The sequence below is a fragment of the Streptomyces iakyrus genome, from assembly GCF_000717055.1.
GTDB classification, from domain to species: domain Bacteria; phylum Actinomycetota; class Actinomycetes; order Streptomycetales; family Streptomycetaceae; genus Streptomyces; species Streptomyces iakyrus.
Genome location: NZ_JNXI01000016.1, coordinates 109,443 through 123,942 on the forward strand (window position 1 = coordinate 109,443; position 14,500 = coordinate 123,942).

Annotated in this window: 13 protein-coding genes; 9 read left to right on the top strand and 4 right to left on the bottom strand. The window is 68.5% G+C overall.

Translation table 11 applies throughout. From position 1 onward, the window contains the following. Positions 1-8 precede the first annotated feature (8 nt). Entirely contained in the window at positions 9-2,231 is a 2,223-nt protein-coding gene (locus OO68_RS25165) for a glycoside hydrolase domain-containing protein (RefSeq protein WP_033311190.1), read from the bottom strand. An 810-nt stretch (positions 2,232-3,041) separates the two neighbouring features. On the opposite strand from OO68_RS25165, the gene OO68_RS25170 reads away from it, so the two are divergent. Then, positions 3,042-3,596: a hypothetical protein gene (locus OO68_RS25170; RefSeq protein WP_033311191.1), complete on the top strand. Its 555-nt coding sequence runs from the start codon at positions 3,042-3,044 to the stop codon at positions 3,594-3,596. Between the two features lie 81 nt (positions 3,597-3,677). On the opposite strand, the gene OO68_RS25175 is transcribed toward OO68_RS25170, so the two are convergent. Further along, a complete protein-coding gene (locus OO68_RS25175) occupies positions 3,678-4,286 on the bottom strand; it encodes a hypothetical protein (RefSeq protein WP_157852750.1) in 609 nt (202 codons plus the stop codon). Between the two features lie 120 nt (positions 4,287-4,406). Here OO68_RS25175 and OO68_RS25180 point away from each other — a divergent pair, with 120 nt between their 5' ends. Further along, positions 4,407-4,787, top strand: a complete 381-nt coding sequence (locus OO68_RS25180) for a hypothetical protein (protein WP_033311195.1) — start codon at positions 4,407-4,409, stop codon at positions 4,785-4,787. Positions 4,788-4,854: 67 nt separating this feature from the next. On the opposite strand, the gene OO68_RS25185 is transcribed toward OO68_RS25180, so the two are convergent. After that, the gene (locus OO68_RS25185; protein ID WP_033311602.1) at positions 4,855-7,143 is read right to left on the bottom strand and encodes a transglycosylase domain-containing protein; all 2,289 of its coding nucleotides are present in this window, start codon (positions 7,141-7,143) and stop codon (positions 4,855-4,857) included. 261 nt (positions 7,144-7,404) lie between these two features. Here OO68_RS25185 and OO68_RS25190 point away from each other — a divergent pair, with 261 nt between their 5' ends. From OO68_RS25190 to OO68_RS25210, 5 genes are all read left to right on the top strand, one after another. Next, a complete protein-coding gene (locus OO68_RS25190) occupies positions 7,405-8,340 on the top strand; it encodes an SPFH domain-containing protein (protein WP_033311197.1) in 936 nt (311 codons plus the stop codon). Further along, the gene (locus OO68_RS25195; RefSeq protein WP_033311199.1) at positions 8,337-8,597 is read left to right on the top strand and encodes a type II toxin-antitoxin system antitoxin; all 261 of its coding nucleotides are present in this window, start codon (positions 8,337-8,339) and stop codon (positions 8,595-8,597) included. Before OO68_RS25190 ends, OO68_RS25195 begins: the two co-directional genes overlap by 4 nt. Before the next feature lie 128 nt (positions 8,598-8,725). Further along, positions 8,726-9,250: a PadR family transcriptional regulator gene (locus tag OO68_RS25200; RefSeq protein ID WP_033311201.1), complete on the top strand. Its 525-nt coding sequence runs from the start codon at positions 8,726-8,728 to the stop codon at positions 9,248-9,250. After that, positions 9,247-9,936 carry an ABC transporter ATP-binding protein gene (locus tag OO68_RS25205; RefSeq protein ID WP_033311202.1) on the top strand — a complete coding sequence of 230 codons (690 nt, stop codon included), beginning with the start codon at positions 9,247-9,249 and terminating at the stop codon, positions 9,934-9,936. The genes OO68_RS25200 and OO68_RS25205 overlap by 4 nt, the downstream gene beginning before the upstream one ends. Beyond that, positions 9,933-12,269 carry an ABC transporter permease gene (locus OO68_RS25210; RefSeq protein WP_033311205.1) on the top strand — a complete coding sequence of 779 codons (2,337 nt, stop codon included), beginning with the start codon at positions 9,933-9,935 and terminating at the stop codon, positions 12,267-12,269. The genes OO68_RS25205 and OO68_RS25210 overlap by 4 nt, the downstream gene beginning before the upstream one ends. A 16-nt stretch (positions 12,270-12,285) precedes the next feature. Here OO68_RS25210 and OO68_RS25215 read toward each other — a convergent pair whose 3' ends face one another. Beyond that, the gene (locus OO68_RS25215; protein WP_033311206.1) at positions 12,286-13,236 is read right to left on the bottom strand and encodes a LysR substrate-binding domain-containing protein; all 951 of its coding nucleotides are present in this window, start codon (positions 13,234-13,236) and stop codon (positions 12,286-12,288) included. A 133-nt stretch (positions 13,237-13,369) separates the two neighbouring features. Here OO68_RS25215 and OO68_RS25220 point away from each other — a divergent pair, with 133 nt between their 5' ends. Beyond that, positions 13,370-13,924, top strand: a complete 555-nt coding sequence (locus OO68_RS25220; RefSeq protein ID WP_031132607.1) for a peroxiredoxin — start codon at positions 13,370-13,372, stop codon at positions 13,922-13,924. A 6-nt stretch (positions 13,925-13,930) separates the two neighbouring features. After that, the gene (locus tag OO68_RS25225; RefSeq protein ID WP_033311207.1) at positions 13,931-14,464 is read left to right on the top strand and encodes an alkyl hydroperoxide reductase; all 534 of its coding nucleotides are present in this window, start codon (positions 13,931-13,933) and stop codon (positions 14,462-14,464) included. Positions 14,465-14,500 lie beyond the last annotated feature (36 nt).

Genomic DNA, 14,500 nt, shown 5'->3' on the forward strand with positions numbered 1-14,500 from the left:
GCAGCCTGTCACGGGTTACGGGCGATGGCGTTGTACTTCTCCATGACCTGATACAGCGCCAGACGCTTCTTCGCGTGTGCCTTCGCCTCGTCGTTCGTGCCCTGGTACCGCCGCAGGACCTCGTAGACCTCGTTCTCCGTGTAGTCCAGGCGCATGGGGCGCAGCGTGGTCTCGTCGTTCCCGCTGCCCGGTGCCCCGTCGGCGTTCCAGAGGTGGATCAGCGGCACGATCGACAGGGCGAACTGGTCGTCGTCCCGGCACTTGCGCCACATGCTGTAGAGGGCGTCGTCGTTGGTGTCCTTGACGCTGCCGGTGACGTAGCCCTTGCTGACGGCGTGGTTCCATGCCCGTGTCGCCGTGATGCCGAAGATCTGGCAGATGCCGGTGGAGGTGTCCTTGAAGTTTCCGGTGGTCTCATAGGCCGTGATGACGGCCAGGTCCGCGCTCTCGTCGACCGCGTCGACGTGTCGCATCTCCCAGTAGGCGGAGGTCTGGATGAGGGCCTTTCGCATCTTGTAGCGGTAGGCGTACAAGGTGATGTCGGAGTCGTAGTCGACCACGGTCGTCGTGAAGCACTTCCAGTGCTGCCACTTGCGCACGCCGCCGTCGTTGGGGAAGCCGATCGACTCCATGTACTTGCCGACGTCCGTCATCATGGCCTGCACGAGACCGGAGTCCAGGCTGGTGTCGGCGAGGACGCCCCTGGGCTTGTTGAAGGATCCCTGACCGGTGTCACGGCCGGACGCGATGTTCACGTCGATGTTGATCGATCCGCTGCCGGAGCCGACGGTCTTGGTGACGATCTGGTCGTAGGCCCAGTTCTCGGGGAGCGGGTAGCCGAAGTTCCCCGAGAATCCGGAGGACATGTCGGAGACGAACGAGGCCGAGGCGTGGCCCGCGTCCGACACGCGCGTGCACACGTTGCGGGGACCGTAGACGCCGACGCCGTAGCGGTTGCCGTCGTCGCGCATGGCGTCCTGGATGCCCTTGAAGTGGGGCAGGACGTTGTCGGTGACCTCGTAGTCGTAGGCGTCGAAGTCGACGGCGAAGAAGATCCTCGTGCCCGCCTTGAAGCCGTGGTCGAGTGCCGCGTTGATCGCGGCCTGGCCCGCGGCGCGGCCCAGGGGGTAGCTGAAGTCGTCCGCGCCTCGCCCGAAGGTCTGGTAGATCGGGAAACAGCGCAGTCCCTGCTCGGCGATCGTCTGGAGCTCGCCGGGCTGGATCTCCTTCTCGGGGACCTTTCCGCCGCCGGGGATCGGGTTGGTCAGATAGCGCCCGACGTAGGTGATGCCTTCGGCTTTGAGGGCCTTGGCGCGATCCGGCGTGATCTTGGTGACGCCGTCGCAGGCCGCGCCCTTGCGGTTCTGGTCACCGTAGGAGACGAGGAGGGAGGCCCAGGTGGAGAAGTCGCCCTTCCCCGTCACCGGCAGCTTGACGAACGACTGGAAGGAGCGGACCGCTTCGGCATGGGCGGCGGTGAAGGTGCCGCCGAAGGAGACGGAGCGCTGGTTGAGCAGCATGCCGGCGGTGAACAACTGCACCCAGGTACCGGAGGATCCGACCGACAGGGTGTGTTCCTTCAGACCCGCCTGGGTGCCCGGGCCGAACACCCCGTTGGCGACGCCGTCGGCCATGCCGATGGTGTACTGGACCGCGTAGAGCATCGCCTGGGCGACGGTACGGGAGTGATGGCCGTCGCAGGAGATGATGTAGAAGTCCCGGCGGTGGACGAATTCGCCGTTCATCCACTGCTGCACGGCGCGGATCTGGGCGGAGCCGTTGTTGACGGTGGTGTACGGGTCCATGTTCAAAAGGCCCTTGAACACCTTCGGGACCACATCACCGCCGGGGTAGGCGAAGTCGACGCCCATGTCCTTCTTGAGCTTGATCACCGCGTCGCGGACACGGTCGTTGTACTTGCCGTCGATCTCGCCGCCGCCGTCGTACCCCTTGCAGTACAGGCCGGCCTGGACGATCCGGACGATGTTCGCCGGGACACCCGACGCACCGATGCGCGGGTACTTCGACTGGAGCGTGGAGAGCGTGCCGGGGCCGAAATTGTCCGACAGGCCGGTGATGCCCAGCTCGTACTGGAGCGCCCGGGTGAGGGCGAACATGACGGTCCATCCGGTCTCGCCGTCCTCGACGAGCCGCGATATGCCCAGCTTCGCACCCTTGTCATAGGTGCTGTTGATGAACTGCTGGGCTTTGAGCACCATCGCATCGGCCATGGGCGTGGCTCTCCTTCACAAAGGTCGTGTCCGCGGACCGGGCGTGACGGCACCCCCATCCGGCACGGGGCCGGGAGGGGCTGACGAGGGGCGGCCTCACCGGGAGGCGAGACAGCTCAGAGGCGTGGCATGGCGGCACGACTGCAAAGAAGATGTGCGCATGACAGACGGCACGGCGACATCAGGAACCTCCCCCGTTCCGGCGGCATGGTCAGTGCGCCGGATTCAGTGATCACCATAGGCACAGCGTGAGCCGGAGGAGCAAGGGCTTAACTCCTGAGGCAGTCGGTGCCGTGGCGTGATTCCGACCCACCCCGCACACGGTTCCGGAACGGTCGTTGCGCCGCCTCGCCCACCCCGCACCAGCGAAGAGGCTGTGAAGCGGAATGGCAGGGGGGAGGGACATTCCAGGCCGGAAAAGGCGTCCAAAACTGGACGCCCGGACAGCTCGGCCGGTGCTTTTGAGCCAGCTGTTCTCCTGCCCGGCCGAACCCTCCCTGCGACGTTCACGACGCATACGCAGATCATCCCCGCCGTGGACACACAGGCAGCCCTGCCGACGGACGATCTCGGGGGGTCACCTTTCAGCCAGATCGCACATCCCCGCTGTCACGCCCCGCCGTTCCGTGCCTATGGTGATCGCCGCGCTCGACAGGTATGGGCCGGTTTGTGCGCCGGCCGTCTTTTCACAGCAGCGCGTTACCGCTCTCCGCGGCTCGCTCGCGCGGATGCCGCGCGACCCGCCACCCGCACCATCCGTAGGACCTGACGCTCGACGCCGACCACCTTTTCCGAAAGGAAGCGCTAACCATGCGTAACCTCATGCGCACCCTGGCCCTCGGCACCACGCTCGTCGCCTCCGCGTTGGTCGCCCCGCAGGCAATCGCCCAGGACGCTGCCGTCACGGGGCAGGAAGTCGCCGGCACCGGCGTCCAGCTCTCGGCCGCCGGCGCCCAGGACGCGCAGACGCGCGCCATCGCCGCGGCGGCCCCCGCCGCCGTCAGCGCGTCGGCGACCCTCTGCGGCAGCGGCTACGAGCTGGAGTTCGCGGAGCGGCTTCCCGACTCCAGGCGCTACGGAACCCTCTTCTCCTACGTCAAGTCCACTGTGGGCAAGCACGGAGTCTGTGTCGTGTTCGACAACAACACGAGCAGCGCGAAGAAGATGAAGCTGAAGCTCTGCCCCAACCTGACGGGGGCGACCTGCAAGGTCGACGAAGGCACCTTCAGTCAGTACGCGGGTCCCCTGAAGTACGAGAGCAGCAACGGCCTGCACGTGATGTGTTCCGAGGTCACGGCGCTCATGTGGGACTCCAACGGCAAGGCGATCATCGACCGGGTCCGGTCGGCCACGCTCTGCGACTGACGGCAGATCACGACAACCGCCTCCCGGGCGCCAGGCCGGCCTCCGGAAGGCAGTTCTCGGGGAGTGGATCAGCGCCCCCGGTCACGGGCATTTCTTCGCCGCCTGCAAACGCAGCTCATCGGACGCGTCGAAAACCGTTCCCGCCCGCGGTTTCTGCCCACACACCCGCCACTTCGCGGCCGGCTCGGGATCGATCACCCGGCCGGGATCGTCGGCCTCGACCACCTTGACGCGTTTCGGGTTGTATCCCGTCACCAACACCTCGACAAGGGATTCCTCCACCTGCTTCCCACCCAGATCAGGAACACGGGGAGCAGGGGCTTTGCCACCCAGTCGAGCTGGGCAGTTCTCCTTGTCCGGAACGGCATAGAGGTCCACTGCCTCCAGGTCGGGAACCTCTTTCTCGAAACACACGACGTACCCCTCGGCCGCGCCCGGGTAAATGTACCGACCGAGATTCGTCGCATCCTTGAGGGAGAAACCCTTCCCGGAATCGGCCGTCTCTTTCATAAAGGCCATCAGATCCGCCCTCCCAGGCACCGGATTCGCGCTCCCGGCCACCGGCGCCGATTTCCGGGTGCTGTCGGCCTTGCCAGGATCACCGCTGCCTCCACAGGCGGTGACCAGCACCGTTGATGCTGCGACCAAGGCAGCCCAGCCCGCACCCCGCACTCTCATCATGCCTTTCACCTAAACATTCGAGAGGCGGGAAAAACAACCCTCGACCCACCGGCGAGAAATGGAATATTCGATTCCATGATCACTTCTGTTACTGTCTCAACACCCAACATAAACAAGGGGGATCATCACGTGAGGTCACTCGCCCGTATAGCCGTTGTCGGCGTCGCCGCCGCGGTCGTCGCCGCCGCCACGTCCACGTCTGCCTTCGCCGAGGACGCGACGGTCAGCAGCGTCGGTCTCGACGCCAGGGCAGAGTTCGTGGCGAACGGAGACCACCTTTACATCAAGGACCTGCGAAAGGACGGGCATTCGGCGATCGGCATCATCGAGAGAGGCACCCAGTACTACTACTGGAACCGAGACGGAGTGGGCACCACCCGGCACGTGAACCTGGACCTGGAGGAGAACCGCGCCATTGCGCTCGGCGCCGTCATCGGCGACTGGTCGGGGACGCCCACCGGCGGGATCATCTGGTCCACCCTCAGCACGAGGACCATCTCGACCTCGTAGTCAGCAGGCGGTTCCGCTCGCGGACCAGAAGGGCGCCCGGTGGTCACCGGGCGCCCTTCGGCGTCTGCTACTCGTCCTCGCCCGGCTTGACCGGGTCGAGCGGATCCCGGCCGTCGCCCGGCGGGGTCGTCTGCGGGGCCGTGGGCGGGGTGAAGGTGGGCGGTGTCGTCGACGGACTCGGCGGCGGGGACGACGAAGGCTTCTCGGACGTCGGCGGCGGGGACGACGACGGCTCCTCGGTCGTCGGCTCCTGCGTCGGCTCCTTTGTCGGCGTCTGCGAGGGCGTCGGCGTCCACGTGGGCTGGACGGCCGCGCCCTGCTGGGTCTCCAGGTCGAACTTGGTGACGTCGCCCATCACACCGAAGGTGTACGCCGCCCAGATCTCCGCCGGGAAGCCACCACCGTTGACGCGGGGCTCGCCGCCCGCCTTGTACATCGGGACCTGGGCGTGGGTCTTGGCGTCCTCACCGAACAGGCCCACCGAGGTGACCAGGTTCGGCGTGTAGCCGGTGAACCAGGCCGACTTGTTGTTGTCGGAGGTACCCGTCTTGCCCGCCACCTGCTGGCCGTCGCGCCCGGGGTTGTTGGCCACGGACTTCTGGGCGGTGCCGTCGTCGACCACGCCGGTCAGCACGGAGGTGACGGAGTCGGCGGCCTCCCGGCTGATGACCTGGTCGCCGATCGGGTCGGGCAGGGTGACCGTCCGGTTCAGGTGCTCGGCCGACTTCACGAGGGCCGGGGTGACCTTTTTGCCGTGGTTGTCGAGGGTCGCGTAGACCCCGGCCATCTGCAGAGGGCTCGCGCCCATGCTGCCCAGCGTCTGGGCGGGCACGGCCTCCATGTCCTTGGTGTCCATCCCGAGCTTGCCGGCGACGTCCACCACGTCGGACATGCCGACGTCGACGCCCATCTGCGCGAAGACGGAGTTGACGGACTTGTTCATCGCCGTCTGGACGGAGATGGGACCGTAGTTCTTGTCGTCCTCGTTCTCGGGGGCGAAGCCGACCTTGCGGCCGTCCTCCACGACCGGGCGATTGCTCGTGCCGTCGTAGACGGTGCTCGCGGTGATCGGCTTGCCGTCCTGCGTCTTCGCCTGCTCCTCCAGTGCCGCGGCCAGGATGACCGGCTTGAAGGTGGAGGCCGGCTGGTAGTCGGTGCGGGTGGCGTTGTTCATGTAGTGCTTGAAGTAGTCCACTCCGCCGTACATCGCGACCACGGCGCCCGTCTTCGGGTTCACGGACGCGGCACCGGCCTGGACGTCCCCGTCGACCTTGCGCTTGTCGGGGTCGAGCCTGCTGGTCAGCTGCTGTTTGACGGACTTCTCCAGCGCCGCCTGCTTCTTCTTGTCGATGTTGAGCGTAACGGTCCAGCCGCCCCGGTCCACCAGCGCTTCCGCCTGCTTCGCATCCTCGGCGGTGCCCTGGGCGACCAGCTGCTTCTCCAGGACGGCGTTGGCGGCCTTCACCAGGTAGCCGGTCTGACCCCCCAGACTCGGGTCGGCCTTCGGCTTCTCGGGGGTCGGGAACGTCATGGCCTCCCGCTCGGACTTGCCGAGCCAGCCTTGCTGGACCATGTTGTCCAGGACGTAGTTCCAGCGGGCTTTCACCAGCTTCTTACCGGTGTCGGAGGCTATCGCCCAGTCGTACTGGTTCGGCGCCTGGAGGAGCGCGGCGAGGTAGGCCCCCTGCTCGACCGTCAGGTCCTTGGCGTCCACGCGGTAGTAAGCCTGCGCGGCGGCTTGGATGCCGTAGGCGCCACGGCCGTAGTAGCTGGTGTTGATGTAGCCGGCGAGGATGTAGTCCTTCGACTTCTCCCGGTCCAGCTTGAGCGAGATGACCAGTTCCTTCAGCTTGCGCGAGACGGTCTGTTCCTGCGTCAGGTAGTAGTTCTTGACGTACTGCTGAGTGATCGTGGAGCCGCCCTGCGCGCCCTTGCCGGCGACGGTGTTGAGGAGACCGCGGGCCGTGCCCTTCAGGTCGACACCGGCGTCCTTGTAGAAGGTCTTGTTCTCGGCGGCGACGAAGGTCTTCTGGACGGGCTTGGGCACCTCGGCCAGGCCCACGATCTCGCGGTTGCGGTCACCCGCGCGAGCCAGCAGCGAGCCGTCACTGTACTTGTAGACGTTGCTCTGCAACCTGGCGTCGGCGTTCCCCTTCGGGATGTCGATCACCATGTACAGCACGACGAAGGCGCCCATGCCGAGCAGGCACAGGCCGAGGAAGGTGCCGAGGATCTTCTTCCAGGTGAAGAGCCTGCGTATGCCGCTCTTCCCGGCCGTGGCCGATGAACGGCGGCTCTTGGGTGCCGCCCGGCGCCCACCGCGCTGTCTGGCGCGTCTCTCTTCCGCTCGCCCCATGGGTCCGATCCGCTCCGCTTCGTTCATGTGTGCTCATGCGTCACACAGGTTCGCCGCTCAGGTCAGCTCAGAAAGCTAACACCGGGAGATAAGAGATAGGGCTGCCGATCCGGCCCTTTGCGGACGTGACAATCAGCACCCATCCCAACGGAACCGACGTACGAGACACGCGGAGGGTTGCCAGGACGCGGTAAAGTGATATCACTTAGCTAGACAGAAGCTATGCAGGAGTGGCTTCGACGGAAGAACGGGGGACCACCCATGTCCACACACGACACGCAGGTCACGGCCGATGTGCCCGAGATGCCGGCGCCACGCGTGCGGGAGTTCACCGCGCACAGCATCGGCGGCGGCCTGGCCCTGCTGCTCGGCCTCCTCGGACTCCTGGCCGGCGCGGGACTGATCGCGCTCGCCCCCTCGGTGGAGGCGGGCGGCGCGAAGGCCGGGCTGATCATCGGCGGCATCCTGGTCGCGCTCGCGGCGTTCCTCGCCATGTGCGGGCTGAACATGGTGGCGCCGGGCGAGGCCCGGGTCGTCCAGCTCTTCGGCCGCTACCGCGGCACGATCCGGCAGGACGGACTGCGCTGGGTGAACCCCTTCACCTCCCGCACGAAGATCTCGACGCGCGTCCGCAACCACGAGACCGCCGTCCTGAAGGTCAACGACGCCTACGGCAACCCCATCGAACTCGCCGCGGTCGTGGTGTGGCGCGTCGAGGACACCGCCCAGGCCACCTTCGAGGTGGACGACTACATCGAGTTCGTCTCCACCCAGACCGAGGCGGCCGTGCGGCACATCGCCATCGAGTACCCCTACGACGCCCACGAGGAGGACGGCCTCTCGCTGCGCGGCAACGCCGAGGAGATCACCGAGAAGCTCGCGGTCGAGCTGCACGCGCGGGTGGAGGCGGCCGGGGTGCAGATCATCGAGTCCCGCTTCACGCACCTCGCCTACGCCCCCGAGATCGCCTCGGCGATGCTCCAGCGGCAGCAGGCCGGAGCGGTGGTCGCGGCGCGGCGGCAGATCGTGGACGGCGCGGTGGGCATGGTGGAGGCGGCGATCGCCCGGATCACCGAGCGCGACATCGTGGAGCTGGACTCCGAACGGAAGGCGGCGATGGTCTCCAACCTGATGGTGGTGCTGTGCGGCGACCGGGCCGCGCAGCCGGTCCTCAACACCGGGTCCCTCTACCAGTGACGGTCCCTCCTGAAGGCCAGGGACCGCAGCGCCGGCCGCAGCAGCAGCGCAAGCAGGTGCTGCTGCGGCTGGACCCGGCGGTGTACGAGGCGCTAGCGCGGTGGGCCGGGGACGAGCTGCGGTCGGCCAACGCCCAGATCGAGTTCCTGTTGCGGAAGGCGCTGGCCGAGGCGGGGCGGCTGCCGCGGGAGACCGGGCCGCTGCCCCGGCGGGGGCGGCCGCCCGGGGGGCCGGCCTCAGGGCCCCCGCCGGCCTGAACACCCTGACCGGACGGCTGTTGCGGAACCGTGACAACGCGTTCCGACCTGCACGGCCGCACCCCGTGCCAGGAGCTGCACACTCGGCGTATACATGCCGCGTATACACACCGTGTACAGTCCTGGCCATGTCCATCGGTCACACTCTCCTGGGACTCCTGGAGTCCGGCCCGCGTCACGGTTACGACCTGAAACGGGCCTTCGACGAGAAGTTCGGTCACGACCGGCCGCTGCACTACGGCCAGGTCTACTCGACGATGTCCCGCCTGCTGAAGAACGGGCTCGTCGAGGTCGACGGCATCGAGGCGGGCGACGGGCCCGAGCGCAAGCGGTACGCGATCACCGAGGCCGGCGTCACGGACGTCGCGCGCTGGCTCGCCACGCCCGAGAAGCCGGAGCCGTACCTCCAGTCGACCCTCTACACGAAGGTCGTCCTCGCCCTGCTCACCCACCGCGACGCCGGGGACATCCTCGACACGCAGCGCTCGGAGCACCTGCGCAGCATGCGGATCCTCACCGACCGCAAGCGCAAGGGTGATCTGGCCGACCAGCTCATCTGCGACCACGCGCTGTTCCACCTGGAGGCGGACCTGCGCTGGCTGGAGCTGGCCGCTGCCCGTCTGGACAAACTCCGTGAGGCGGTGACCCGGTGACGATTCCCGCTGGTTCGCTCCTCACCGCCCAGGACCTGCGCAAGGTGTACGGCCCGACGACCGCCCTCGACGGCGCCTGCTTCTCCATCCACCCGGGCGAGGTCGTCGCCGTGATGGGCCCGTCCGGGTCGGGCAAGTCGACCCTGCTGCACTGCCTGGCCGGGATCGTCATGCCCGACTCGGGCTCGATCACGTACAACGGGCGCGAGGTGACCGCGATGAGCGACGCCGAGCGCAGTGCGCTGCGGCGCTCCGAGTTCGGGTTCGTGTTCCAGTTCGGGCAGCTCGTACCGGAACTGACCTGCGTGGAGAACGTCGCGCTGCCGCTGCGGCTCAACGGCTCGTCCCGCAAGGAGGCCGAGCGGACCGCGCTGGCGTGGATGGAACGGCTGGAGGTCGACGACCTCCGCAAGAAGCGGCCCGGTGAGGTCTCCGGCGGTCAGGGGCAGCGGGTCGCCGTGGCCCGCTCGCTGGTGACGAACCCGCGAGTGGTCTTCGCCGACGAGCCGACCGGCGCGCTCGACTCGTTCAACGGCGAGCGCGTGATGGAGCTGCTCACGGACGCCGCCCGGTCGGCCAACACGGCCGTGGTGCTCGTCACCCACGAGGCGCGGGTGGCCGCGTACTCCGACCGCGAGATCGTCGTGCGGGACGGCAAGTCCCGTGACATGGAGCGCGTCGTATGAGCGTCAGGCAGTGGAGCCGGGACCTGGGCATGGGGGCCCGGTTCGCCCTCGCCGGCGGACGCGAGGGGTGGACCCGGGCGCTGCTCACGGCCGTCGGCGTCGGGCTCGGAGTGGCGCTGCTGCTGCTCACCACCGCCATCCCGGGCGCCCTGGCGGAACGGGACCGGCGCGAGGAGGCGCGCAGCGACCACACCTTCGGCCAGCAGGAGATACCGAAGGCCGACGACACCCTGATCGTCGTGGACTCGGACACCATCTTCCGGGACCGGGACGTGCGCGGGCGCATGCTGGAGCCCGAAGGCCCGAAGGCTCCGCTGCCCCCGGGGGTGTCGGCGTTCCCCGCGGACGGCGAGATGGTCGTCTCACCCGCGCTGAAGGAGCTGCTCGCCTCCCGCGACGGCAGGCTCCTGCGGGAGCGGCTGGACTACCGGATCACGGGCGCCATCGGCGAGCAGGGGCTGGTCGGCTCGCAGGAACTCGCCTACTACGCGGGCGGCAAGGGACTCGCGGAACGGCTGGAGGGCCCCGCCAGCGGGGCCCGGATCGACAGCTTCGGCAACCCGGACCTGGGGTCGCCCGACCCGTGGGACCCGGTCCTGCTCCTGCTCGTCCTGGTCGTCTTCGTGGTGCTGCTGATGCCGGTCGCCGTGTTCATCGCCGCGGCCGTGCGGTTCGGCGGCGAGCGGCGCGACCGCAGGCTCGCGGCGCTGCGGCTGGTCGGCTCCGACAGCCGGATGACCCGGCGGATCGCCGCCGGGGAGGCACTCGCCGGTTCCGTGCTGGGGCTCGTCCTCGGCACCGGGTTCTTCCTGCTCGGCCGGCAACTGGCGGCGTCCGTCGAGGTGTTCCGCGTCAGCGTGTTCCCGAGCTATCTGAATCCCTCTCCCCTGCTGGCCGTGCTGGTCGCGCTGGCGGTGCCGGCGGCCGCGGTCCTGGTGACGATCCTCGCGCTGCGGGGCGTGGTCATCGAGCCCCTCGGCGTGGTGCGCACGGCCAGGCCCGCGCGGCGCCGGCTGTGGTGGCGGCTGCTGCTGCCGCTGGGCGGACTGGCGCTGCTCTACCCGATGATGGGGCAGGGCGACGACGGCGGGAACTTCAACCAGTACCTGGTCGTCGGCGGCGTGATGCTGCTCCTGATCGGTGTCACGGCGCTGCTGCCCTGGGTCGTGGAGACGGTCGTCGCCCGGCTCGGTTCGGGCGGGGTTGCCTGGCAACTGGCTGTGCGCCGACTGCAGTTGAGCAGCGGTGTGGCGGCTCGCATGGTCAACGGCATCGCGGTGGCGGTGGCCGGGGCGATCGCGCTGCAGATGCTGTTCGCCGGGGTGGAAGGCAATTACACCAGGGCGTCGCAGTACGACGTCTCCCGGGCCCAGATGAGCGCGGACGTGCCGGAGGGCAGCGACGCCGCGCCGGTCGCCGCGCAGTACCGCGACACCGAAGGCGTACGCAAGGTCACCACCCTGTCGGACTTCCATCTCGGCGACCGGCGCGAGGCGGACGCCCTCATCCAGATCACCGTGGCCGACTGCGCGTCGCTGCGTGAAGTCGCAAAGCTCCCCGACTGCCGCGACGGTGACCTGTTCGCGGCCAAGGGCTCGGAGTACGACGGCGACAGCGAGCGCCTGGCCGTGCCCGGCACGCGCCTGTGGGCCGAATCGGAGGAATCCGGCCGCGCCGGCGACCGTACGGTCACCTGGACCGTTCCGCGGGGCATCCGGCAGGCCGAGTCCCGCGAGGACCCCACCGGATACGAGCGCGGCGGCCTCCTGATCACCCCCGGCGCGCTGCCCGGGAAGCTGAAGGCGCTCATGTCCACGCGGCTCTTCCTGAGCGTGGACCCCTCGGTGCCGGACGCCTACGACCACGTGCGCAACACGGCCGCGCGGCTCGATCCGACGTCCCAGCCGATGACCTGGCACAGCATCGAGAGCAACGACCGCTACGCCGCCATCCGCACCGGCCTGTCCGTCGGAGCCGCGTGTGTGCTGGCCCTGATCGGGGCGAGCCTGCTGGTCTCGCAGCTGGAGCAGTTGCGCGAGCGCCGCAAACTGCTGTCGTCCCTGGTCGCCTTCGGCACCCGGCGCCGCACCCTGGGCCTGTCGGTGCTGTGGCAGACGGCGATCCCGATCGGTCTCGGCCTGCTGCTCGCCGCGGCGGTGGGCATGGCCCTGGGCGCGGTCCTGCTGCGGATGACGAACACGTCGGTCCGGGTGGACTGGCCGAGCGTGCTGTCGGTGACCGGCATCGGCGCGGGCGTCGTCCTCGTGGTGACACTGCTGAGCCTGCCGCCGCTGCTGAAACTGATGCGGCCGGACGGGCTGCGGACGGAGTAGGTCCTCGTGCGGGGCGTCAGGCGTCCCGGTCGACGACCCGTACGGGCAGCGGCCGCAGCGCCTGGCGCAGGGCGGCCGCCAGCTCCTCGTACTCTCCGCCGCGTGCGGCCCCCGCGCGCATCGCCAGGGCGATCCGGCGGGTGGGGGCCGGGTCGGCGAAGTACCCGGTGAGGAGCTGGTTGCTGCGGGAGGTCTCGACCTTGAGGGCGGTGCTCGGCAGCAGGGTGACGCCGAGCCCGCCCGCGACGAGCTGCACCAGCGTGGACAGCCCCGCGGCGGTCGTGGTGACCGGCACGTCGTCGCGGCCGGCCTCCCGGCAGATGTCGAGGGCCTGGTCGCGCAGGCAGTGGCCCTCGTCCAGCAGGAGCAGGTTCAGCTCGCGCAGAGCCTGGCGCGGGATGCCCTCCCGGCCGCCGAGCCAGTGGTCGAGCGGGGTGACCAGCACGAAGTCCTCGTCGAACAGCGGCAGTTCGGTCACGCCCGGCACGCCCAGGGGCACGGCGAGCAGCAGGAGGTCGAGCCGGCCGCCGGCCAGGCCGTCGAGCAGGCTGGCGGTCTGCTCCTCGTGCACCTGGAGGTCGAGGTGCGGGTACCGCTCGTGGACGAGCCGCAGGACCGTCGGCAGCAGATAGGGCGCGACCGTCGGGATCACCCCGAGCCGCAGCACTCCGGTGAAGGGCGCCCGGACCGCCTCGGCCTCCTCCATGAGCGCTCCCACCTCCCCGAGAACCGCCTTGGCGCGGACGGCGATCCGCTCACCCTCGGGTGAGAGCAGCACTTTGCGCGTCGTACGCTCGAGGAGCGTCACTCCGAGTGTCTCCTCCAGGGCCGACACGGCGCCCGAGAGGGCGGGCTGGCTCATGCCGATCGCCGCGGCCGCGTCCCGGAAATGAAGGTGCTCGGCGACCGCCGCGAAGGCCCGGAGCTGGGCGAGGCTGGGCTGCCTGCGCTTATTACCGACCGTCACTGATAACTACCTCCGATCAACTCGACCGAGTGTAGCTATTTCCGTAATCAATCGAGCCTGTGCCAACATCAACACAGTCCAACCCATGGGAAACCCCCGCGATCCGGGAGTTTCTTCGCTGCAAGGAGTGTGTGTGCTCACCGTCGGTGACAAGTTCCCCGAGTTCGACCTGACCGCCTGCGTCTCGCTGGAGAAGGGCAAGGAGTTCCAGCAGATCAACCACAAGACCTACGAGGGTCAGTGGAAGGTCATCTTCGCGTGGCCCAAGGACTTCACCTTCGTGTGCCCGACCGAGATCGCCGCCTTCGGCAAGCTGAACGAGGAGTTCGCGGACCGCGACGCGCAGGTCCTCGGCTTCTCCGGCGACTCCGAGTTCGTCCACCACGCCTGGCGCAAGGACCACGACGACCTGCGCGACCTGCCGTTCCCGATGATGGCCGACTCCAAGCACGAGCTGATGCGCGACCTCGGCATCGAGGGCGAGGACGGCTTCGCCAAGCGCGCGGTGTTCATCGTGGACCAGAACAACGAGATCCAGTTCTCGATGGTGACCGCGGGCTCGGTCGGCCGTAACCCGAAGGAGGTCCTCCGGGTCCTGGACGCGCTCCAGACGGACGAGCTGTGCCCCTGCAACTGGTCGAAGGGCGACGAGACCCTCGACCCGGTCGCGCTGCTCTCCGGGGAGTGATCTGACATGTCGCTGGATGCCCTGAAGTCCGCCATACCGGACTACGCCAAGGACCTGAAGCTCAACCTGGGCTCGGTCATCGGCAACTCCGACCTGCCGGCCCAGCAGCTGTGGGGCACGGTGCTGGCGACGGCGATCGCCTCGCGCTCCCCGATCGTGCTGCGCGAGCTGGAGCCGGAGGCGAAGGCGAACCTGTCGCCGGAGGCGTACACGGCCGCCAAGGCCGCGGCCGCGGTGATGGCGATGAACAACGTCTTCTACCGCACCCGTCACCTCCTGTCGGACCACGAGTACGGCACCCTGCGCGCCGGCCTGCGGATGAACGTCATCGGCAACCCGGGCGTCGACAAGGTCGACTTCGAGCTGTGGTCCTTCGCCGTCTCGGCCATCAACGGCTGCGGCATGTGCCTGGACTCGCACGAGCAGGTCCTGCGCAAGGCGGGCCTGGACCGCGAGGTCGTCCAGGAAGCGTTCAAGATCGCCTCCGTGATCCAGGCGGTCGGCGTCACGCTGGACGCCGAGGCGGTCCTGGCCGAGTAACACCCGGCCGCACGTCGCATGGAACAGGGCCCCGTC

What these genes read in the sequence shown, in the direction of transcription:
- OO68_RS25165 (WP_033311190.1), bottom strand. Translation starts at nt 2,231, where the DNA reads ATGGCCGATGCGATGGTGCTCAAAGCCCAGCAGTTCATCAACAGCACC.
- OO68_RS25170 (WP_033311191.1), top strand. Translation starts at nt 3,042, where the DNA reads ATGCGTAACCTCATGCGCACCCTGGCCCTCGGCACCACGCTCGTCGCC.
- OO68_RS25185 (WP_033311602.1), bottom strand. Translation starts at nt 7,143, where the DNA reads ATGGGGCGAGCGGAAGAGAGACGCGCCAGACAGCGCGGTGGGCGCCGG.
- OO68_RS25190 (WP_033311197.1), top strand. Translation starts at nt 7,405, where the DNA reads ATGTCCACACACGACACGCAGGTCACGGCCGATGTGCCCGAGATGCCG.
- OO68_RS25200 (WP_033311201.1), top strand. Translation starts at nt 8,726, where the DNA reads ATGTCCATCGGTCACACTCTCCTGGGACTCCTGGAGTCCGGCCCGCGT.
- OO68_RS25210 (WP_033311205.1), top strand. Translation starts at nt 9,933, where the DNA reads ATGAGCGTCAGGCAGTGGAGCCGGGACCTGGGCATGGGGGCCCGGTTC.
- OO68_RS25225 (WP_033311207.1), top strand. Translation starts at nt 13,931, where the DNA reads ATGTCGCTGGATGCCCTGAAGTCCGCCATACCGGACTACGCCAAGGAC.